The organism is Chitinophaga sp. CF418 (assembly GCF_900142925.1).
GTDB lineage: Bacteria > Bacteroidota > Bacteroidia > Chitinophagales > Chitinophagaceae > Chitinophaga.
In genome coordinates this window covers 68,548-88,816 of record NZ_FRCN01000009.1, presented here as the reverse complement: position 1 = coordinate 88,816, position 20,269 = coordinate 68,548, and the positions used below count along the sequence as shown (strand labels likewise).

Sequence of the window (20,269 nt, the reverse complement as noted above, 5' to 3'; positions counted from 1 at the left end):
TTTTTCATAATTAATATCAATTATGGTTTTTGCCACCAAACCTGTGTATAGATCTGATCAGGTCCCTGATTGGCAACAGCCAGTTTATAATTTGTAGGATTGGTAGATTGTACATATACCGGATATACCATCCTTGCAGGCATTACGCCGTTGTTCTTCAGACCTGCGCCTTTAGGCAATACCGGATGGCCGGTACGGCGGTACTCAAACCACTGCTGGAAGTCTACGAGGAACAAAGCATAGTATTTCTGCAGATGGATCCTTTCCATCTTTTCATCAAAGGTTAAGCTCTCCATCCACTGAATATCCGCCTCCACCAGGAAGTCCTGTATCTTTTTAGGCCATGAAGGCAGCCAGAGGGTAATACTTGCCAGGGCGCCGTCATTATAATACGTTTCTGCAGAACCGCTTATCCAACCCTTTAACGCCGCTTCCGCCAGGATGAACTTCAGCTCAGCATAGTTCATCATCAAACCCGTCAATGGTTCTGTCATCAGGGAAGAAGATGATGTATTGGAATAGAAATAGCATTTCTTTACAGGATTCTCTCCCGGCGCGTAACCGCTTGGTATACCCTGGTAATTACCGGAATAGGGAGCTATACCCCACCTGTTAATGCCACCAACACCATAGGTCGGGATATCAATGCGGGGATCATTCCAGTCTGACAGGTGGTCTATGAAGAAACTGGCCAGTCCCGGCTGTCTGAAGTCCTGTTCCCTTACGCTCAGTAAAGGAGAAGAATAAGGACCAACACCTGTCCATCTCAGGATAGCCGATTCATCATTGCTTGCCATGATAGGAAAGGTTTCCACTATCTGTTTGATCTTGGCCTTGCAGAACTCCGCCATTTCAGCTTTGCCTGATACTCTCATCAGCAAGCGCAGGTAGAGAGAGTTACCAAACTTGCGCCAGTTAGCTACGTTACCACCATACACAGGATCGCTGGAAGGCAGGATGCCTGTACCCGCTGATAACAGTACGTTTGCCGTATCCAGCTTACTGAAGATATCGGTATAGATATCTTTCTGTGTGTCAAATTTTGGCTCATAGATAGCACTGTCTTTTGCCAGGTTGGATTCAAAGTATGGGATATCACCATAGGTATCTGTCAGTATGGAATAGATCCATGACTGACAGATCAGCGAAATACCCATATAGGACTTATTGTTGTTCAGCTCCTGGCTGGCTACCTTATAGATGTCCTTAAAGTTGGTCAGTTCAGAATATAGGCCGTTATATAAAGCATCTGATACGCCGGGACGATAATCATATCTGAATACCCTTCCTTCTGCATCACTCGGATCTACTGTTACCTGCATTAACTCATTATTAAAACTACGGTTACGCAACATGGTATTTGTCAGTGCTCCCACCAGTGCAGGGGCCAGCAGCTGCTGTGGCAGGGCCGTAGGCGTACCATTTGGATCTGTATTGATCCTGGTGAAATCTTTCGTACAGGAAGAGAGCATAATGCTGCTCACCAGTGCAAGGCTTGTTATTGTGTATATAATCTTCTTCATTGTTTCAAAAATTAGAGTGCAAGTACCAGGTTGAATCCAATTGTACGGGTGGATGGGAACTGACCTATTTCAAACCCTTGCATAATGTCAGAACCATTCAGCGTACCAAACTCAGGATCGAATATTGGCCAGTCTGTCCAGATGAACAGGTTACGGCCATACACGCCGAATGTTGCACGCTGGAAACCGATGCGTTTAGCCAGTTTTGGATTCAGTGTATAATCCAGACGCGCCTCTCTGAATTTAACGAAGTCAGTACGGAAGGTGCTGCCTTCTGCGTTGTCTGTACCAAAGTGAGAGCGGTAATATTCATCGATATCCGTAGCGATCACGTCGTTCTTTCTGAACTTACCATCTCCGTCTGCTATTACACCATTACCAATGATACCATTATATCTTCCAGGCAGTGTGTTGGTTGTTTTACCCTGCTCTGCCAGTTTATAGTGTGTCAGTGAATGTGCTACGCCGCCATATTGTGCATCAAACAAGAGGTTCAGGTGGAATTGTTTGAAGTAGAAATCGTTGCTGAAGCCCAGTTTCCATTTAGGATTGGTGTTACCCAGGTATTTCACACCTTCTGTGAGCAATGCTACACCAGTGGTGCCATCGTAGATTATCTGTCCGTCAGGGGCACGTTGATAACCTCTTCCATATAGATCCCCCATGCTGCCACCTACCTTTGCTAGGAGCTGACCGCCACCTACAGGGCCTGTCTGCAGTACGAGGGAGCTGTCCAGCAGTTTCTCGATCCTGTTACGGTTAGAGGAGAAAACAATGTTTGTATTCCATTTGAATCCGCTCTTCGTGGAAACAGGTGTACCATTCACCGCCAGCTCAATCCCCCTGTTGCTCACCTCACCTGCATTGATCAGGATAGAGGTATAACCGGAAGCACGGTCAACGATACGTTTCAGGTGCTGGTCTTTACTAAGACCTCTATATACCGCCAGATCAAAACCTAAACGGTTGTTAAAGAACTTTGCATTAGCGCCGGCCTCATAGGAAACTGTTCTCAGTGGTCTCAGATCCGGGTTAGCCAGCAGTGATGGGTTTTCCAGGCCACCGCTATACAGGCTGCCCGCTGAAATATAGCTGTAAGCTGTCTGGTAAGCAGTTGTACCACCGCTACCTACACCGGCCGCCGACAATCTGAGTTTTGCAAAGCTCACCGCTTTAGGCAGTTTGAATACTTCTGAAGCAATGAAACTCAGGTTAGCTGATGGATAAAAGAAACCGGCATTGGTAGTACGGCTGGGAGTAGCCAGGGTACTGGTCCAGTCGCTACGGCCTGTGAGGTCGAGGAAGAGAAACTCCTTATAGCTCATCGCCAGCAATCCATAGAAACTGTTGATAGTATAAGTGCTTTTCGCAGGAATCGTTACCAGGGGACCTGCAGCATTCGCCATTGTAAAGATGCCCGGATATGTCAGGGAGTCGGCGCGCACCTCGTCCTTATTATAGTTGTTCTTCAGATTGCTTCCACCCGCAGTCACAGAGAATTCGAAATCTTTTGATACTCTTTTGGCATATTTCAACAGGAAGTCACTGCTGGCCTCCATCGCGAAGATGCTCTGTGTACGGTAACTACCTTTGGGCAGTTTGGCGCCGGCGTCATAAGGACGCTCCTGGGCACGTTGCTCATAGGCAAAGTCTACGGAAGTCCTTACCTGGAAGCTTAATTCTTTAGTGAAATTATAGGTAGCCTGTACGTTACCGGTAATACCATGACGGTTAGTCCGGTTAAGGAACTCATAAGACACCGCGTACGGGTTCTCAGGGAAGGAGCTGAAAGGATATTTGATCACTTTATTCTCCTGACCATTCGCCCAATAGTTTCTCAGCCAGTCCAGGTTGGCATTCGGCTGCCAGAAAATGTACCAGTACATCAGTGACTGGTTACCATAACCGGAACCTGGCAGGTTGTCGCTCCATTTATTGGTATAGTTTACCTTGGAAGAGATCTGCAGTTTGTCATTTACTTTAGAGTTAACAGACATGGATACGGTGTTACGTTTGTAACCGGTATTAGGCACGATCCAGTCGTTGTACACATTAGTGAAAGAGAAACGGGCAGTTGTTTTATCAGTACCACCGTCCAGGCTGATGGTATTAGTTACAGTATTTCCGGTATTAAAAAACTTCTCCAACTGGTGAGGATAAGCCACCCATGGTGTTTTTTCTTTTCCCTGCGCCTGCGTTACAGGATCGTACTGGTAGAACATCTGTCCTTCGAAACGCGGACCATAAGCGGAGCTTGTACCGCTGGTGCTCGCCTGACCGTCCGGAGAAGTGCCATAGGAGTAATAAGTAGCGCCGTCCAGACCTTGCCCATACTCATACTGCAGGGAAGGCCAGCGGTTTACAGACTCCCTGGATGCATTGGAGTTGAAGGATACACCTAAGCCCTTTCTGCGGTTACTACCGGCCTTTGTCACAATGATCAGGGCACCATTGGCGCCACGGCCACCATACAATGCAGCTGCACCGGGGCCTTTTAATATAGTGATAGACTCAATATCTTCAGGGTTGATATCATTCAGACCGCTACCATAGTCAGCCGGCATATTATCACTGCTCGTACCATAGGAAGACTCTCCTGTTACCGCGCTACGGCGACCGCTACTCTGGTTGATCACCACACCATCCACCACGATCAGCGCTTCATTGTCGCCGCTCAGGTTACTCTCACCACGCAGGATGATCTTGTTGGAACCGGTAGGACCTGCATTGGACCGTACCAGGTTCAGACCAGCTACTTTACCGGACAATGCATCTGTCCAGTTGCCTGATATGGCGTCTGTCAGCTGTTCATTCTTTACTACAGTGGCGGCATAACCCAGTGCTTTCTCATCACGTTTGATACCCAGTGCAGTAGTTACCACCACTTCATTCAGCGCTTTGGCATCAGGAACCATCTGCACATTCAGCGCTTGTGTTTCCGATACAGGGATAGCACGGTTGGTATAACCCAGGAAAGAGAATACCAGCGTAGTGCCGGGAGAAGGTATCGCAATGGTATACTGACCGTTATTGTTGGTAATAGTACCCCTGCCGCCATTTTTCGGACGCACATTCACACCGATCAATGCCTCACCTTTTTCATCTGTTACTTTACCACGGATGACAATATCCAGTTGCTTACGCATGATCACGAATGCATTCCCATTGCGAACAAATTCATATTCGGTACTGCGCAGCGCTGTTCTTAATATTTCAGCAACAGTAGCGCCTTTCATATTCACCGATACCTTTACGCCGGTGTTCACTTCATCTTCGCTATGATTAACGAGGTAGGGGGTGTTCTTCTGAATAAACTGGAACACGTTTTTAAGCGGCTGGTTTTCTATTGCAATGTCCAGCTTAGGCTCATTTGATTGTGCATTGACAGATGGCACGAATGCTGCTAAAAATAATAGTACTAACAGCCCCGCAGATCTGATTATTCCTTTCAGTTGCGGACAGCAATTCCCTAGCGGGCCTCCCCGCCTATTTGTACTTTTGTCCATTCATTAAAAAATTTAGCTTTTGTACCGAATTGTTACACCCTGTTACAGTAGGGTAGTTTTTTTATTGTATTAATATCAGGTTGTCTGTAATAGTGTATTTGATATTGCCCATCTGCATCAATTGCTGCATGATATTCTGGATACTGTTGTTCCTGAAAGTAGCAGTAAATCTGCGCTTCAGCAGTGTTGAATCCTTCACGTCAAAACGCACCGCATACTTGTGTTGGAGTACCTGCAATACCTGCTGCAAAGCGGCATCCTGGAAGGCAAACTCTCCCCTTATCCAGGCAGTTGTAGCTGTAGTGTCTATGTCCTGTTTTGTAATTGTCCCTTTATATTTATCTATTACCGAACCATTGCCTGCTGTCAGTTCAAGCCAGGGGCCTATTGCCAAAAGGTTTTCCAATGCGATCTTACCACTGTTTACAGATACGGATGCATGCTTTTCGTCTCTGTAATCTCTTATGGAAAAGGAGGTACCCAGTACCCTCACTCTCATTTGCGGGGTCTTTACAATAAATGGATGAGCCGCATCTTTCGCTATATCAAAATAAGCTTCCCCGTCTTTGAGGTATACCAGACGTTCTGCTCCGTCAAAGTTTTCAGGATAGAGTAATTCACTTCCTCCGTTTATAATAATGCGTGTACCGTCTTTTAATATCAATGTCCCGTGGTTACCATCAGGTACTTTCATAGCACGGAAACGTTTGGCAATCTGCCCTGCGTTCCCGTCCTTGCTAAAAAGACCTGTAGTCTTCCTCAAGAGAAATGTACTACCCACCACCAGCACAAGAATGGCGGCATACTTACTCACCTTTCTCCAGCGTGTCAGCAGCATCACCCTGCCTGCAGGTTTTACCGTCTGCTTTAAGCGGGCCAGTGCAGCGGTCACTTCATCCTCCGGCAACTGGAATTTCCCTTGCTGTAAATAATCCTCCACAGGGAATAACGCCGCATGCTCATCTTCAGTGAGAGCAGACAATGCATGGTGTAACTCCTCTTTTTCAGCGGAGGTCAATTTACCTGATCTGCAATCTTCCAATCTTTTCCGGATGTCCTGTAGGTCCATTTAGCTGACTTTGTTTTGTGTTTATTAAAAGAACCACAAAACAATTGTGTTACCGTCAGCTAATAAGGTTAAGGAATTGTTACCAAAGGAAAAGTAAGCTGGCAAGGCGGGTGCGGAGGGTACGGAGCACTCTGCCGATGTAGCGCTCCACAGTTTTTTCAGAGACGCCTTCCTGCAATGCGATCTCTTTATACGTAAGGCCTTCTTCCCTGTTCAGCAGATAGAAACGGCGGGCGGCTTCTTCCTGGGTATTAATGGTATGGTCGATGATCTGCTGTTGTTCCTTGACTTCCATATGGTTGACAACAGCGCTTGTTTCTATATATACAGTGGCGTAGGCGTCCTGCTGTTTCTTCTCTTTCAGTGTCAGCTTAAGATGGTCCAGGAAGCAGTTCCGCGATATGATCAATATATAACGCAACGCTTCCTCCTCCGCTGCAGGCAGCAGATCCAGTTTCTGCCAGACCTTCAGGTATGCTTCCTGTGCGAGGTCGCGGGCAAGTTCTTTATTATTGCCGATTTTCTCCAGGTATGCGATGGTATTAGCGTAGGTATCTTTGAATAACCTGTCAAAATACATCTCAGGGTCCGATGAAGCACTATGTGTGGTATTGGATCGCATTTTTATTTAACCTGGTATTTACGAACAAAAGTACGCTGCCTTTGTAAAGACAATGTTAAGACTATTGAAACACGAGACCCTGTTGCCGGCATGATAGACATTCAATACATTGACATTCTTGACAATACGCTAATACTCTGACTGGTACTATTTTTCCGGGCGCTAAAATATATGTGCAATGTTAAGCTTGCATTAAGTCATTGTTAACTTTAGGGGATATTTTTATGCTTCTTCCAATCCCGGGAACTGTTGCATATTCCTGCGGAATGTTGAGCCATGTTCTACGCTGTCTTCTGCCGCCCATACGGCCATGGCATATAATACCGGCTTCAATCCCATCCCTGCTTTAGTAAGGCTATACGTAACGTGTGGAGGTACAACTGGTTTAGCTTCCCTGATCAGCAGGTCTTGTGCTTCCAGCTGTTTTAACTGTTGGATCAATACTTTCTCTGTAATATCAGGAATCCCCTTTTTGAGATCACTGTATCGTTTAGGACCGGACAATAACTGGAATAAGATGATAGGCTTCCAATAGCCGCCTATCTTCTCCATTACATATGTTACAGGGCATTCTTCAAAAGCAGATCGCTTATTGGCCTGTATCGTCGAGTTTTCTTTTATCGTTGCCATAGTTATACATACTCCAGGGTAAGTACTTGTACAAAAGTAAGTACAATTCTACTTTTGTCAAACAAAATATAAATGACATGAAAATCACTATTACAGGTTCCCTGGGGAACATCGGACAAAGACTCACCAGCCAGCTGACCGCCAAAGGACACGAAGTAACCGTCATCAGTCACAGCCCTGAAAGGGCTGCCGCTATTACCGCCCTGCAGGCCATCCCTGCCATTGGCCAGGTAAACGATCCTGCGTTCCTGCAGCGCGCATTTGCAGGTGCAGACGCGGTATTTACCATGATCCCGCCTCACTATACAGATGTGATCAATTATATGAAAACAGTAGGCGATCATTATGCCACCGCCATTGCTGCTGCAGGCGTAAAGTATGTGGTGAACCTGAGTGCTATCGGCGCCCATCTGCCAGATGGTCCAGGCCCCACAAAAGGGAACTATTATGTTGAGCAACAACTGAATGCGCTGCCTGGCGTACATGTTTTACACCTGCGCCCCGGCATGTTCTATACCAATTTCTTTGGGGCTATTCCCATGATCATGCACCAGCATATTATTGGTAATAATTTCGGCGCAGATGTAAAAATGGTACTCTCCCACCCACGCGATATTGCAGATGCCGCTGCTGATGCATTAGATTCCCTTTCTTTCAGCGGAAAGAGTGTACGCTATGTAGCAGGCGATGAGAAGAACGGTGCTGAGATTGCAGACATTCTGGGCCGGGCCGTTAACCAGCCGGCACTATCATGGATAACATTTCCTGATGAGGCCCTTTTACAAGGGATGGTAAAAAGCGGGATGAGTGAGGAAATGGCGAAAGTGTATATGATCGAGATCGGCGTTGCTTTAAGAGAAGGAGGACTGTTCGATGATTACCGTCGCAATGAAAGCGACGCTTATGGCAGCATCAGACTGGAGGACTTTGCCGGTGAGTTTGCAGGAGCTTATGCATCACATGCCTGATAAACAAACAAGCCGCGTAATGATTACGCGGCTTGTTTGTTTCAATTATTTCTGAGCGTTCTTAATGCTATCTTTTTTGGCCTGTTCTTCGCGTTTGGCCTTTTTCTTAAAGTATCCTCTCAGCAGGAAATTATGTTGTGCTGCCTCCAGGTCTTCATTCAGTTTGCCGGTACTGATGTTCAGGTTCTTCAGCATCTGTTTCAGATCTTCGCCTGACTGCTGGTCATTCAGTAACACGCCTACGGGAGAATTTGTGCTGTTCAGGTTCTCATTCAGTCCCTGGGTAGTGCTTTTCAGATTGGCGACTACATCATTGGCATTGTTAGCCACAGCATTCATCTGCGTCACTGCAGAACGAAGATTCCTGAATATAGTGGTATCCGTAACCAGGTCGTTAGTGAGCGTACCTTCTTTACGCAGACTGGCGGCATAATCAGCCAGTCCCTGGGTAAGGCGTTCCGTATTATTGGCAGACTTCTGCAGGGAAGCAACGGCCAGGGACATGTTGCTATACAAGGTCTCGTCATTTACCAGTTTACCAATGGAACCTTCTCCATTTAAGATCTTTTTGCTGAGGGTATTCAGATTGCCTGTAATACCCACCAGGTTTTTATTGTTCTCCTGCAGGGTGGCCAGGATCTCATCAGGGCTGACATTTACGGCAACTTTCAGCTGATCGCCGTCCTGGATAGCAGGCAAATTGTCTGAACCGCCGGACAGCGCAATGATCTTGTTACCAACAAGACCATCGGAACCTACTTTTGCCAGTACATCCTTATGTATGAATTTAGCTGAACTTTCTTCTATGTTCATTGCTACTTCTATCTTATTATGCTCGAGAAAAGTGATCTTCTTCACGTTTCCCACCTTTACGCCGGAGTACCACACATTATTACCTGTCTGCACACCGCCAACGTCATTGAAGATGGCGGTGACGCGCACCGCCTTTACAAATGCCTTCTTTTGTCCACCAAGTGTAAGTACGCCTGTGATAACGATCAGCAAACCTATAACTATAAAAATGCCTACGATAACGGCGCGTCTGTTGCTTGATTCTTTCATATCTTACTGTATAAAATTATAATCATAAAATTCCTTGATGAGGTCATCCTGTGTACTGAATACCTCTTCAAAATTACCCTGCTTTACAAATTTCCCTTCTTTCATTACCACGATCTTATCTCCCGTCTGTTTGGCGCAGGCAAGATCATGCGTAATGATGATGGAACTGGTATGAAAGCGGCGTTGTACCTCATTGATCAGGTTATTTATTTCAGTGCAGGTAATGGGGTCCAGTCCTGCAGTGGGTTCATCATACAACATAACATCAGGACGCAGGATCAGCGTACGGGCAATGCCGATACGTTTACGCTGTCCGCCAGACAGCTCTGAAGGCATCTGGTCAATAGTCCTGGCCAGGCCAACGGCCTCCAGTACCACCGTTACCATTCTTCTAACCTGCGCATTGGTGATCTTAGGCGTATTCCGTTTGAGCGGAAAAGCCAGGTTCTCTCCTACCGTCATACTATCGTACAACGCACCATGCTGGAAGCAAAATCCTACTTTGAGACGCAATTCCCTCAACTCCACGCTATCCAGTTTGTCCACTTCCCGGCCCAGTACATTCACCGTACCGGAGTCCGGTGCCAGCAAACCGGCTATGATCTTGATCAATACCGATTTTCCGGTGCCTGAACGTCCCAGTACCACAACATTTTCCCCCTTATGCACGTCAATATCAATACCGCGCAGCACATGATTGCTTCCAAAAGACTTATACAGGTTATGGATGTCAATCACCTTTTCGTTCATATTTATTTCCGGCGTAAATGACTTCATATTTTAACGGATAGAGTTGGCTATTTGAACAATAAATACCTCTTCGAGAAAGATCAGGAACATGGATATCACCACGGAAAGGTTAGCAGCCTTACCCACTCCCTGCGTACCCTGGGTGGCATTATAACCCTGATAACAGCTTACCACACCAATTGTAAAACCAAATACCACCGCTTTAACACCTGTGGTAATGAAGTCGATGAAGTAAATATTTTTAAAGGCTTCCTGGAAAAAGCTGATGAAAGAGGTCTGTTCATTCAGATGGATATCCAGGAAAGAACCCAACATTCCAACGAGGCCCGTGTAGGCCACCAGGATGGGAATAGATATGGTTGTGGCCATTACCCTTGTTACTACCAGGAACTTGAATGGATTGATCGCAGAAACCTCCATAGCGTCTATCTGTTCGGTTACCCGCATAGATGCCAGCTCAGCGCCTATACCCGATCCTACCTTACCGGCTGTGATCAGGGCTGTTACCAGTGGCGCCAATGCCCTGATCACAGCGATCGATATCAGGGAAGGCAGCCAGGAAGTAGCGCCGAATTCTGAGAGGGAAGGTCTGGACTGTTTAGTGAATACAAGACCGGTTATAAATCCCGTCATCGTGATCAGGGCGAGGGACTTATATCCCACCTGATAACACTGACGGATCACTTCACGCACTTCTATGGGTCGTTTAAAGGCTTCCGTAAAGATCCTGGCCAGAAATAAGAAAATGTTGTAAATGTCTTTGAAAAAGCCATCAATACCCTTCGAGATAACTGGTTTCTCCGGTTGTTCAATATTTGAGTCCATTCGCTGTTTTTAAGGAATTGCTAATACAAGTAGCCTGGTATTTAATTACTAAATACAATTTTAGTTCTCGTTTGTTAAACCGGCGGCAAAGGTATCAACAATTCACGGTAAAATTCCAAGATACGGACTTATCTGCAATGGGATTGCATATGTAACTATTTAATAATAAAAATTTAAATGCAGATGTCTTTTAATAGCAGCTAAAATGGCGGGACCTGTAGTCAAAGTTGCACAGTAAAATCCGTTCTGTGCAACTTTGACTACGGATGAGATATTGGTTTATCGTATTGAAAGTCAGCGACAATGCTACGGATCAGCTTACCGGGTCTATCCCCCATTGCTTCATGACGTCATTGCTGAAAATACCTGCTACCGCAGGTTCAATGATCCTGGACCTGACCAGGAGAAACTTATCAAGGCTGTTGCCATACATCCGGCGCAAACGGTCGGGGCCAATAGTGCTCATTTTACCCCAATGAAATGTATAAGGAATATTCAATTGTTCCAGTTTGTTCCATACCGCATCATAAAAGCCCAATGTCTCCGGAGAGAGCACGGCATCCAGCTCCAGCACACAGGTAACGGGTGCAAAACGGGTGAAAGCCAGGGTAGCGGCAGACGATTTCACAAAACGGAAGGCAAAGAGTCCTACAAAGGGTCCTTTCGCTTCATTCGTCTCCATCAGTACATTCACGACCTGCTCTACGGCAGACAGCGGTAACCCAATAGCGGCACTGGCCAGTTTTCCATGTAAAGTGGTATTGTTGAAGATCTCACTCAGCCGGCCAAACTGTTTTTCGTGGATGTTGAGGCTTCCCGCCAGCACCTTGTTGACCATCAGTGGCACCAGTCCTGGTATTACTCCTGCCAGTTTTCCGATGAAACAGGGTGCGTCATCCCCCGGACCTATCCCCGCTGCATTGGCCGTCGGCGGTGTATAATCACTCCGGTAGGGACGTTTATACATAGCGGTCATATAGACCCCGTTTTTCATGTCGTAAGGATTGATCAGCACCTGCATATGAAAAGGCCTCACTCCCGGAAAGGGCAACTTCGGATTACTGAAATCCAGTGTTTTCATCTGCCTGATCAGGGCATCATCATATGGCACACGGCGCTGGTAAGATTCCAGCAGGAAATCGTCTTCTGCCTCTATTAACACGCCATGTACAAAACCCATCGCTCCGATGCCCACCAGTGCCGCATAAAATGCCTCGTCGTCCCGCAATAATGTGGCGCCCAGCTTGTCCGCGAAAGTATCTGCCATGACAGGGTAGGATGAACGTTCCAGCCAGATATGTGTATCCGGACCGGTAATAATATGCAGGGCCACCACACTTTCCTGTATAGCCCCGAAATCCAGCGCCGCGCCATGGGTGCCGGTAGCAATAGCGCCTGCAATGGTTTGTCCGTTACTGGCCCCACTGGCAGAAAGAGACTGTCCACGATCGTGCAGGTGTTTGCTCAGTTCCCATATCCGGTTGCCACACTGTGCCATACACAGGTATTTCGGATCGCGGGTATATTTGGGCGACACGCTGCCTGCTGACACCGTAAAACGGATGTTCAGTGGTTTGGTATTAAGAATGATCCCCTTAGTAGCCGCTATGGGGCTAAATGACCAGCTACCGCCCAGGGCTTTCAATGGGGTATTGGTCTGTATCGCTTCTTTGATGATCTGCTGTATGCCCCGGGTAGCGTCGTTATAAATATCCAATGCCTGACCTGTCGTCTCATTGGCAAGATCATAAAGGTCTTTTATCGGCTGAGTAAACGTACTATGCTCATTTTGCCAGTTGAAGGCGCCGTTTTTAATAATTTTCATAGTGGATGAATGTTGGGGTGAAAGAAATAAAAATGCTTACAAAGGGTCTGTCTGCGGCTGACACGGAGTTGCACACTTCCATTCCAGCGACAGCGGGCAATAGATCCCAAGTGTACAAACAGTTAAGAGCGCATTTCCGAAGTTATTCTTAACACGGACTTCCGCCACACCGTTTACGCCCAGCGAATCGCATACAGGCGTATGGATGATCTGCGGCTTGTTGAGCAGGCCCCAGAATAGGCTGTAAGTCCTGACTTTGTTCATGGGTGTAACACCTGTAGAAGGAAGCGCGTGAGTAGCAATACGATAAGAATAGCAACTACTGGCGCATAGTACCATAACTGTCAATATAACAGCCATGGCAAGATGGTGGAATTTGGGGTAACGCATAGCAATATTTTCTACTAAAATAGGAAATAAAAAGGGTGAAAAGTACCTTCAGATACCTTCCACCCTTTTGAAAATCTCTTATTTTTTAGTAGCGGCATAAGTAACGCCTCCGGCGGAAGCCGGACAGCGCCAGTTAACCAAAGCATAGGAACCGGTGCGCTCGCCTTCCAGACAATAAGCGCTATAGGCATAATTAATATACCCAAGTGGACTTTCCGTCTGGCCCTGCAGCTCCCTGAAAAAGGTGTTCCCCGGATATGAACTGCTGGTCACTTCCACCCTGTAACGGGGCTGCGTATCAATGTGTCCCAGGTAAGACAGGATCTCGACATTATCTGTAATACCCAGATAACCCTCCGTTAAATAATAAGCTCCCTTGATAGGAATTTCATCTATTACATGAGACCATCCCATCCCCCCTCCATTGATGGTATCGATCATCGTGGCAGGGTCTCCGTTTATGTCGTAGGTAAATTTAAATTGTGCAATATTATTGATCCTGTTAAACGAGTTATAGGTGTAAGCCTGTTCCGGATACCAGCCTGCATCATGCGGATGTCTGAGCTGGGAACTGATCGCCCTGTTCTGCATATCGATGGTAGCCCGGAACACGGTATCCATCGAGGCGGAATCTAGCAGGAACAGCTTCCTTCCATTCTTTGCGTACAACACTTTTACGTGATAGCTTTCTTTCTGATCAAACGCTCCGACCGTCACCTGCATGAACCTGATAGTGCCGTCAGGAGCATATGTTTTGTACATCCTGACATATCCCGAATACTGGGGGCACTGGAAATCAGAAACACCCACAACAAGACTCTGGGCATCACAAACAGTTGAATCAACCGGTGGATGATAAGGATCTTCATGTGGAGGTTCTTTAATACAGGCACTCATAAACAGACAGCCAATGACGCTGGTCAGAAAAAGGGGCATCTTTTGCATAGAGGAGATTTTAAGGGGTGATAACGATAGCACAGGAACATAGACGTTGTAAATGTAGGTCAGACTGGCGACACTTTCTAAACAAAAAAACGGGAATACCTTAAACAAGTACTCCCGTTTAATGCACCGGATTTATCCTCACCGGTCATCTCTCTCTATCTGCTGCTGGTGATCCCGGTAACACCCATATCCGTGTCCATGTGCAAAGGCAAAACGCATAAAAAATGCATTCGCCGCAATAAACAATACGATCACCAGTATTGCCGCGACCTTACTCAATGTAGTCAGTGCCGGTTTCTTCGAAAATCCTCCGAAAATATACCCGATAATGAACACCATACAGGTAACGAACAGTATCCGTATGATGATAATAAATGCGAGTCCCATATGTTTACAGTTTTATTTGTAATGACTTAATAGTTCCATATTCTCCGCCTTTCCCCAGTGAGGTGCAGTACCTGCGGTAGCATGTTGCAACTGCGCAAGGCTTTCATTGGCCAGTTGTCTGGCGAGGTTTTTATCGCCTCCCCACATCTTAGGCGTGTAGTACTTTACCCATGCATCTACATATATCGCCCTTGGGTTTTGCGGGCTCAGTTCTTTTGCTTTCTGCAGATACTGTCCTGATAACACTCCAAACTTCCTCCCATATGTCATGGGATTGATGAATACTCTGGTACGGTACACCATACTCATCACGGTGTATAGTTCCGAAAGTTCTTTCTTCTGAGTAGCCGTATCCAGCAGGGCTTTGGCTTTTAATGCCTGTTCCTCTCCCCTCTTACTGTATGGTTCTATTCTCTCTCCATCGTCCTGGTAAAGGAATCCGATCTTTGCGTTACAGAAAGCCGCATAGTAGTAAGGCAGCCAGTCTGCCTGCCGGGCTGCGATCCCGGCAAATTCCTTTTCCAGCGCTTCATAATCCGTCACGCCGGAAGCCTTATCCAGTCTGGCAACTGCATTTTGCAGTTCATTTGTATTGCCGGCCGACTGCGCGAAGTTGCTGTAATAACACAACAGCAGTACCAGCATGGATAACATTGTTTTCTTCATGTTCTTTCTTTTTTGGTTAAAGATGTATTTATAAATGCTCGTTCAGAAAATCGTCCGTACGGTCAATGCCTATACTCATGAATATGCCCAGGTAATAGCCCCGGGTGGCGGGCAGGGTAACGGCTACCTTGTTGCCGTCATCAGCACTGTAGCGATAACCGAATACCTGCCTTGTACCCAGCAGATTGGTTACCCCCATGCCAATGCCTGAAAAGTCCTGCCATTTTCCTTTCTTAAATAACCTGGTGAGATAGGCGATGTGCAGGTTCAACACATTATAAGCGCGCGTCTTACCCTGGTCGAACACCTTGTACCCATCCCCATCTGCGCTGTAACGGATATCATAATAAGGCCGTCCTGCAGCTACAGAATAAGAGACGTTCACATTGGTATTGATGGCCTGGAACATTTTCTTGATGGCAATGGTAGCCGTATGAGGCGCGGCAAAAGCAGGTTTTAATGCATATGGATAATCCAGGAAATTCCGCTTCGTATCCAGGTAAGTGTAAGTGATCCAGTAATCCAGGTCTTTCACGGATCGCTTATCCCGCCAGAAGAGCTCAATGCCTTTGGCGTACCCGTTCCCGCCATTACTAAAAACGGGATAAGTCTTTACGAGTTTGTTATACTGTTTGTAATAGGCTTCCACCCTGAAGAAGCAGTTGTTCTTCTTTCTGGTATAGTTCAGCACATAATGTGTTGCATTCGTAAAATCCAGGTTCCTGTTACTGTACAACAGATCACTCACCGGCTCCTGGTAGAAAATGCCGTATGCCAGGTTGAACTGTCCGCCGTCCTTTAAGCGATAGGCTATACTGGCCCTGGGGGCGATCACCATTTTGTCCAGTAAAGAGGAATATTCCAGGCGGGCGCCTATTCTTGCAGCCAGATTATCTGCAAGACGAATGTCCCCCTCCGCAAAAACTGCCGTCAGCTGATCTGTCAATGCCAGATTGGTATCGTTTCGTACTCCTTTGTCGTTGGCATAAAAATGTTCCGCTCCAAAACGTATTGCCTGGTTGTTGTAGAACATACGGGTGAATACCGCCCTGGCCTGCGCGAAATAAGTGTTGATGTTCCTGTAGAACGCCTTGCTTCTGAAAGGCTCATCAGGCAGATACTGTGTCTCTCCAGCCGCATCTGCCAGCTGATTGACCGTTTTATCCTGGTTATAGCTGAAGGCAATACCGGCGTCTATTTTCCAGTTATCTGACAGAAAATCCCGGTAACTGAGATTCGTATAAGTATTCTTTCCCTTTAACTGAAACCTGTCTTTTAAGTTATTACTGTCTATATCAGGATTGGACATGCCCACATCGCTGTAGCTCCAGTTGGTATACAATTTCAGCATACCCGTCTTGCCTGTTTTCATCCGCAGATTGGCGTCTCCCTGCAGGTACCGCGGACCGCTGAAATAATCCGGCGTCTGCCGCACTATCGAGTTATAAAACGACTGATCACTATAGTTGATATTAATGCCATAACTGCTCCTGTTATTCTTTGCCAGCCGCTGACCACCAATGCCCCAGTTAGCCGGAAAGATGTTGAACCTGGCAGATGATTTCTCCGGCAGGTCCACGCTTTCCATGATCAACGCACTGCTCATGGCCTGACCGTACAAAGCGGAATAACCACCGGAACTGAACAATATTCCCTTAAACAGGAAGGGGTTAATACGTGCATACTGACGGATACCAGGTACAGCAGGATAATTGGGGTTCTTCAGTAGTGTACCGTCAACAAACTGTTTAGTCTCATCGTTGGTACCTCCACGTACAAATAAACCATCCTGCTCCCCGATCTGCTGGGCGCCGGGCAACGCACGTAAAGCCTGGGTAATATCAGCATTGCTGCCCGCCACCGTCACAGCGTCTATCGGCGTCAGGGCAGCTCCCTTGGCCTTGTCGCTGGCGTCAAATGACCCCGCACTGACGCTGACTTCATTTAAGGTCCGCGTATCATGCTGCAGAATAATGCCCAGCAACAGCGGCACACCTGTAAGAACAAGCTCCTTTTTAAATGGCTTATATCCTACGGCAGAAACAGATAATACCCTTTTGCCGCTCGCCTTTGTTTCCAGGCTGAAATAACCTGCACTGTCCGCCTGTGTCTGCGCAACTCCGTTAAACGAGACAGAAGCAAACGGCACAACAGCGCCCTGATCGTTTTTAACAGTTCCGGAGACCTTTTGCTGACCGGCAGCAATATCACATAGTAACGTCAGCAGTAAGACCGGCAGATAGTATTGTAGGGTTGCTTTTTTCATTACCTGTAGTATTTACAGGCAAAGCTAGTTGCTGAAATAGCGGGACGTTTTATAGCGTAGATAACATGGGAAAGTGTTACGACAAGACCGGAAAATGAGTATGATCAGTCTTTGGATAAATTAAGCATCCGCGTCACATTTTCCTTATAGAACTCACTGACAGGTATTTCCTTGTCGCCGATCACAACAAGGTCTCTTTTAACAGCCGTGATCTTCTTCGCAGCCACAAGAAAAGATTTATGTGTGCGTATAAACGCCGGAGCAGGTAATTTCTCTTCCATTGCTTTCATGGTCATGCGGGTGAGCACAGGCTTTGGGGATGATGAGAGGTAAATCTTAATGTAGTCTTTCAGCCCTTCGATATATTCAATATCTGCCACCACAATTTTCACCTGCACATATTCCACGTATACAAAGAAGTCTTTGGGCGCTTCAGATGCTTTATGTTGTAAGCGGAATAACTCATATGCATGGTTGCAGGCCTTCAGGAAACGTTCAAAACTAAAGGGCTTTAACAGGTAATCCACCACACGCAGTTCAAACCCTTCCAGGGCGTATTGTTCATAAGCTGTTACCAGGATCACCATTGGCGGTTGTGCCAGTGATCTTAAAAACTGTAATCCGGTTAGTTTGGGCATCTGTATATCAAGGAAGATGAGATCCACCTGTTCCTGCTGCATTACCTCCATTGCTTCCATGGCATTTTTGCATGTTTTTACCAACTGCAAAAAAGGCACCTGCCGGATGCTGTCTTCCAGCAACTCCCGCACCAGCAGTTCATCGTCTATGGCAATACAACGCATCATGTAAGCACCAAAGTTAAAGTAATATGAAATACCCCGTTCTCATTCCTGATCAGTAGTGTATGTTTATCCCTGTACAGCATGTCCAGCCGCGTTCTTACATTGGATAAGCCAATACCGGAATTCTCATCCTTCTCGGTAACGTTCTCCTCATCAAACCGGTTCTTTACATCAAAAATAAGCTGGCCATCCTTTACCGAAAGCTGAATATCTATCTGCGGATGTACCAGGTAATTTACCCCATGTTTAAATGCATTTTCCACAAAGGGTATCAGCAGCATGGGCTCTATTGTATAGGATTCCGTCTCCTCTTCTGTATCCATCACCGTATTGACCAACACCTCACTGCCAAAACGCAGTTTCTGCAGTTCTATATAACTCTTCAGATAGGCTATCTCTTTGGTGACAACTACCTTCTTTCCCTGCGTATCATACAGCATGTAACGCATCAGATCTGACAGCATGATAAGGGAAGACTCCAGCCGGTCTGATTTCTTCCTTGCCAGTGAAACCAGGTTGGTCAGGACGTTGAACAGGAAATGTGGACTGATCTGGGAACGGAGGAACTTCAACTCAGTAGACAGCTGTTCGGTCCGTCTCTTCTCCTGTTCCTTTTCAAACCGGATCTTGTCTGCTACCCTGCGATAAATGATGCTGATAAAGAAGATGCCAACCGAAGGGCCAAAAATGAATTTGTACGCCGTCATGTTTTTCAATACATCAGGGAACCAGAAAGCCAGTATGTGATATTTCAGCTGGAATGAGATGAACAGGAGCAACATGGCCACGGGAATATACAGCCACCAGTATTTCCGGTTCATCAGCCTGGGATAAAAGAAGAAAGCATTACTATAAAAAATAGCCATATGTATAAACCCCGATATCGTGAAGAACAAACCGGGAATGGGGCCTAACTTATAGTCGTTGGCGGGAGTAGAAACGAGATAGGGCAAAAGCAGTAACATAGCCCAGATAAGGGCATGAATTCCTCCTTCTGTAAGTGCATATTTATTACGTAGTACGATCATTGCTAATAGTAACAAAAATAGCCATTTTAACAGCTATTTAACGGAAGGCGTAGACAAAACGGGAATATGTGTAGATTACCTGCTATCCCGTATCTTCGCGTCAAATCATCCATTAGCAATGAAGCACCTGCTTTATATATTCATCGCCGTTTGTATCTGCTCCTGCTCGCCTAAACGCTCTCCCGGCACCGGGGATAACCACATTTCACCCCTTCCGGACACTACCTTTATATTGGTTCTCAGCCAGGAAGACCGCTTCAACGGTAACGGTAACGGCAAAATAGCTGTCATCAACTCTTCAGACAGTACTATCTCTCCTGCCTGCACCTACGAAGAGATCATTGCCAGGTTTAAACAGATTGCCAGGGCACAAGGCGCAAACCTCGTGAGAATAACCAGCTACAAAAAACCAGGTTATAAAGGGGATTGTGATAAGATCACCGCGCGGCTTTATAAAGTCGATAATGTAAAAGCTTTTGAGCAGAAATTTGAATGGAGCCCTGACCGTAAACTGACCTGGGATGATTTTAAAGGAACGCCTGCACCCAACAGTGATACCAACGTTGCAGCCAGAACCTCCTGCCGCTTCGGTATTCGGATCGATACCATGTATGCATCAGGGAACCGCGTAGTGGTGACCAATGAATTTATCTGTCGCCAGAGCAGCGTAAGACCTGAACGAAAAACGGCAGCCCTGCTGGCGCATGAACAATTACACTTTGACCTTTGCGAAGTATATGCAAGACTACTGCGGAAACAACTGGCCAATACACAACTGACTCCGGCCAATATCAACAGGGTATCAACAGACATCTTTCTGGAAACATACAGAATATACAAGGAAACCCAATGGAAATATGATGAAGAGACGCAGCATGGACTGAAGCCGGAGCCCCAGGCACGCTGGAAAGAAAATATAGGGAAAGAACTCGCCGCCCTGGCCGAATATGAATATTAACCTTGTTTAACATTAAAGCAAGGCATATTAACCTGCTTTTGCAGAT

Annotated in this window: 18 protein-coding genes; 2 read left to right on the top strand and 16 right to left on the bottom strand. The window is 46.4% G+C overall.

Annotated features, from left to right (window positions below; genetic code table 11):
- Positions 1-20: 20 nt before the first annotated feature.
- The 5 genes from F3I09_RS19955 to F3I09_RS19935 form a co-directional block, all read right to left on the bottom strand.
- Positions 21-1,523, bottom strand: coding sequence for a SusD/RagB family nutrient-binding outer membrane lipoprotein (locus F3I09_RS19955; RefSeq protein WP_149696808.1), 1,503 nt, complete (start codon positions 1,521-1,523; stop codon positions 21-23).
- A gap of 11 nt (positions 1,524-1,534) precedes the next feature.
- Positions 1,535-5,029, bottom strand: coding sequence for a SusC/RagA family TonB-linked outer membrane protein (locus F3I09_RS19950; protein ID WP_149696807.1), 3,495 nt, complete (start codon positions 5,027-5,029; stop codon positions 1,535-1,537).
- Positions 5,030-5,090: 61 nt separating this feature from the next.
- Complete coding sequence (locus F3I09_RS19945) at positions 5,091-6,098, bottom strand: FecR family protein (RefSeq protein ID WP_149696806.1); 1,008 nt, start codon at positions 6,096-6,098, stop codon at positions 5,091-5,093.
- A 79-nt stretch (positions 6,099-6,177) separates the two neighbouring features.
- Positions 6,178-6,720 (bottom strand): sigma-70 family RNA polymerase sigma factor, encoded by a 543-nt coding sequence (locus F3I09_RS19940; protein ID WP_149696805.1) that lies wholly within the window; start codon positions 6,718-6,720, stop codon positions 6,178-6,180.
- Between the two features lie 222 nt (positions 6,721-6,942).
- Complete coding sequence (locus tag F3I09_RS19935; protein WP_149696804.1) at positions 6,943-7,350, bottom strand: helix-turn-helix domain-containing protein; 408 nt, start codon at positions 7,348-7,350, stop codon at positions 6,943-6,945.
- Between the two features lie 77 nt (positions 7,351-7,427).
- Between F3I09_RS19935 and F3I09_RS19930 the strand changes: the two genes are divergently transcribed.
- On the top strand, positions 7,428-8,318 hold the full coding sequence (locus tag F3I09_RS19930) for an NAD(P)H-binding protein (protein ID WP_149696803.1): 891 nt from the start codon (positions 7,428-7,430) through the stop codon (positions 8,316-8,318).
- 45 nt (positions 8,319-8,363) lie between these two features.
- On the opposite strand, the gene F3I09_RS19925 is transcribed toward F3I09_RS19930, so the two are convergent.
- The 11 genes from F3I09_RS19925 to F3I09_RS19875 all read right to left on the bottom strand — a co-directional run bounded on the left by F3I09_RS19925 (position 8,364) and on the right by F3I09_RS19875 (position 19,280).
- Complete coding sequence (locus tag F3I09_RS19925) at positions 8,364-9,380, bottom strand: MlaD family protein (protein WP_149696802.1); 1,017 nt, start codon at positions 9,378-9,380, stop codon at positions 8,364-8,366.
- A 3-nt stretch (positions 9,381-9,383) separates the two neighbouring features.
- Positions 9,384-10,157: an ABC transporter ATP-binding protein gene (locus F3I09_RS19920; protein ID WP_223233308.1), complete on the bottom strand. Its 774-nt coding sequence runs from the start codon at positions 10,155-10,157 to the stop codon at positions 9,384-9,386.
- 3 nt (positions 10,158-10,160) lie between these two features.
- On the bottom strand, positions 10,161-10,955 hold the full coding sequence (locus F3I09_RS19915; RefSeq protein ID WP_149696801.1) for an ABC transporter permease: 795 nt from the start codon (positions 10,953-10,955) through the stop codon (positions 10,161-10,163).
- A 313-nt stretch (positions 10,956-11,268) separates the two neighbouring features.
- Entirely contained in the window at positions 11,269-12,780 is a 1,512-nt protein-coding gene (locus F3I09_RS19910) for an FAD-binding protein (protein WP_149696800.1), read from the bottom strand.
- 36 nt (positions 12,781-12,816) lie between these two features.
- Positions 12,817-13,170 (bottom strand): Bor family protein, encoded by a 354-nt coding sequence (locus tag F3I09_RS19905; RefSeq protein WP_149696799.1) that lies wholly within the window; start codon positions 13,168-13,170, stop codon positions 12,817-12,819.
- 78 nt (positions 13,171-13,248) lie between these two features.
- Positions 13,249-14,115, bottom strand: a complete 867-nt coding sequence (locus tag F3I09_RS19900) for a hypothetical protein (protein WP_149696798.1) — start codon at positions 14,113-14,115, stop codon at positions 13,249-13,251.
- Positions 14,116-14,253: 138 nt separating this feature from the next.
- Positions 14,254-14,502, bottom strand: a complete 249-nt coding sequence (locus F3I09_RS19895; RefSeq protein WP_149696797.1) for a hypothetical protein — start codon at positions 14,500-14,502, stop codon at positions 14,254-14,256.
- 12 nt (positions 14,503-14,514) lie between these two features.
- Positions 14,515-15,168 carry a hypothetical protein gene (locus F3I09_RS19890; protein ID WP_149696796.1) on the bottom strand — a complete coding sequence of 218 codons (654 nt, stop codon included), beginning with the start codon at positions 15,166-15,168 and terminating at the stop codon, positions 14,515-14,517.
- Between the two features lie 28 nt (positions 15,169-15,196).
- Entirely contained in the window at positions 15,197-17,434 is a 2,238-nt protein-coding gene (locus F3I09_RS19885; protein ID WP_149696795.1) for a carboxypeptidase regulatory-like domain-containing protein, read from the bottom strand.
- 104 nt (positions 17,435-17,538) lie between these two features.
- Entirely contained in the window at positions 17,539-18,240 is a 702-nt protein-coding gene (locus F3I09_RS19880) for a LytTR family DNA-binding domain-containing protein (protein WP_149696794.1), read from the bottom strand.
- The gene (locus F3I09_RS19875; RefSeq protein WP_223233307.1) at positions 18,237-19,280 is read right to left on the bottom strand and encodes a sensor histidine kinase; all 1,044 of its coding nucleotides are present in this window, start codon (positions 19,278-19,280) and stop codon (positions 18,237-18,239) included. The genes F3I09_RS19880 and F3I09_RS19875 overlap by 4 nt, the downstream gene beginning before the upstream one ends.
- Positions 19,281-19,383: 103 nt before the next feature.
- Here F3I09_RS19875 and F3I09_RS19870 point away from each other — a divergent pair, with 103 nt between their 5' ends.
- Positions 19,384-20,223: a hypothetical protein gene (locus F3I09_RS19870; RefSeq protein WP_149696793.1), complete on the top strand. Its 840-nt coding sequence runs from the start codon at positions 19,384-19,386 to the stop codon at positions 20,221-20,223.
- Positions 20,224-20,269: the final 46 nt, after the last annotated feature.

What these genes read in the sequence shown, in the direction of transcription:
- F3I09_RS19910 (WP_149696800.1), bottom strand. Translation starts at nt 12,780, where the DNA reads ATGAAAATTATTAAAAACGGCGCCTTCAACTGGCAAAATGAGCATAGT.
- F3I09_RS19945 (WP_149696806.1), bottom strand. Translation starts at nt 6,098, where the DNA reads ATGGACCTACAGGACATCCGGAAAAGATTGGAAGATTGCAGATCAGGT.
- F3I09_RS19890 (WP_149696796.1), bottom strand. Translation starts at nt 15,168, where the DNA reads ATGAAGAAAACAATGTTATCCATGCTGGTACTGCTGTTGTGTTATTAC.
- F3I09_RS19955 (WP_149696808.1), bottom strand. Translation starts at nt 1,523, where the DNA reads ATGAAGAAGATTATATACACAATAACAAGCCTTGCACTGGTGAGCAGC.
- F3I09_RS19915 (WP_149696801.1), bottom strand. Translation starts at nt 10,955, where the DNA reads ATGGACTCAAATATTGAACAACCGGAGAAACCAGTTATCTCGAAGGGT.
- F3I09_RS19935 (WP_149696804.1), bottom strand. Translation starts at nt 7,350, where the DNA reads ATGGCAACGATAAAAGAAAACTCGACGATACAGGCCAATAAGCGATCT.
- F3I09_RS19925 (WP_149696802.1), bottom strand. Translation starts at nt 9,380, where the DNA reads ATGAAAGAATCAAGCAACAGACGCGCCGTTATCGTAGGCATTTTTATA.
- F3I09_RS19885 (WP_149696795.1), bottom strand. Translation starts at nt 17,434, where the DNA reads ATGAAAAAAGCAACCCTACAATACTATCTGCCGGTCTTACTGCTGACG.
- F3I09_RS19950 (WP_149696807.1), bottom strand. Translation starts at nt 5,029, where the DNA reads ATGGACAAAAGTACAAATAGGCGGGGAGGCCCGCTAGGGAATTGCTGT.
- F3I09_RS19940 (WP_149696805.1), bottom strand. Translation starts at nt 6,720, where the DNA reads ATGCGATCCAATACCACACATAGTGCTTCATCGGACCCTGAGATGTAT.
- F3I09_RS19930 (WP_149696803.1), top strand. Translation starts at nt 7,428, where the DNA reads ATGAAAATCACTATTACAGGTTCCCTGGGGAACATCGGACAAAGACTC.
- F3I09_RS19900 (WP_149696798.1), bottom strand. Translation starts at nt 14,115, where the DNA reads ATGCAAAAGATGCCCCTTTTTCTGACCAGCGTCATTGGCTGTCTGTTT.
- F3I09_RS19920 (WP_223233308.1), bottom strand. Translation starts at nt 10,157, where the DNA reads ATGAAGTCATTTACGCCGGAAATAAATATGAACGAAAAGGTGATTGAC.
- F3I09_RS19895 (WP_149696797.1), bottom strand. Translation starts at nt 14,502, where the DNA reads ATGGGACTCGCATTTATTATCATCATACGGATACTGTTCGTTACCTGT.
- F3I09_RS19870 (WP_149696793.1), top strand. Translation starts at nt 19,384, where the DNA reads ATGAAGCACCTGCTTTATATATTCATCGCCGTTTGTATCTGCTCCTGC.
- F3I09_RS19880 (WP_149696794.1), bottom strand. Translation starts at nt 18,240, where the DNA reads ATGATGCGTTGTATTGCCATAGACGATGAACTGCTGGTGCGGGAGTTG.
- F3I09_RS19905 (WP_149696799.1), bottom strand. Translation starts at nt 13,170, where the DNA reads ATGCGTTACCCCAAATTCCACCATCTTGCCATGGCTGTTATATTGACA.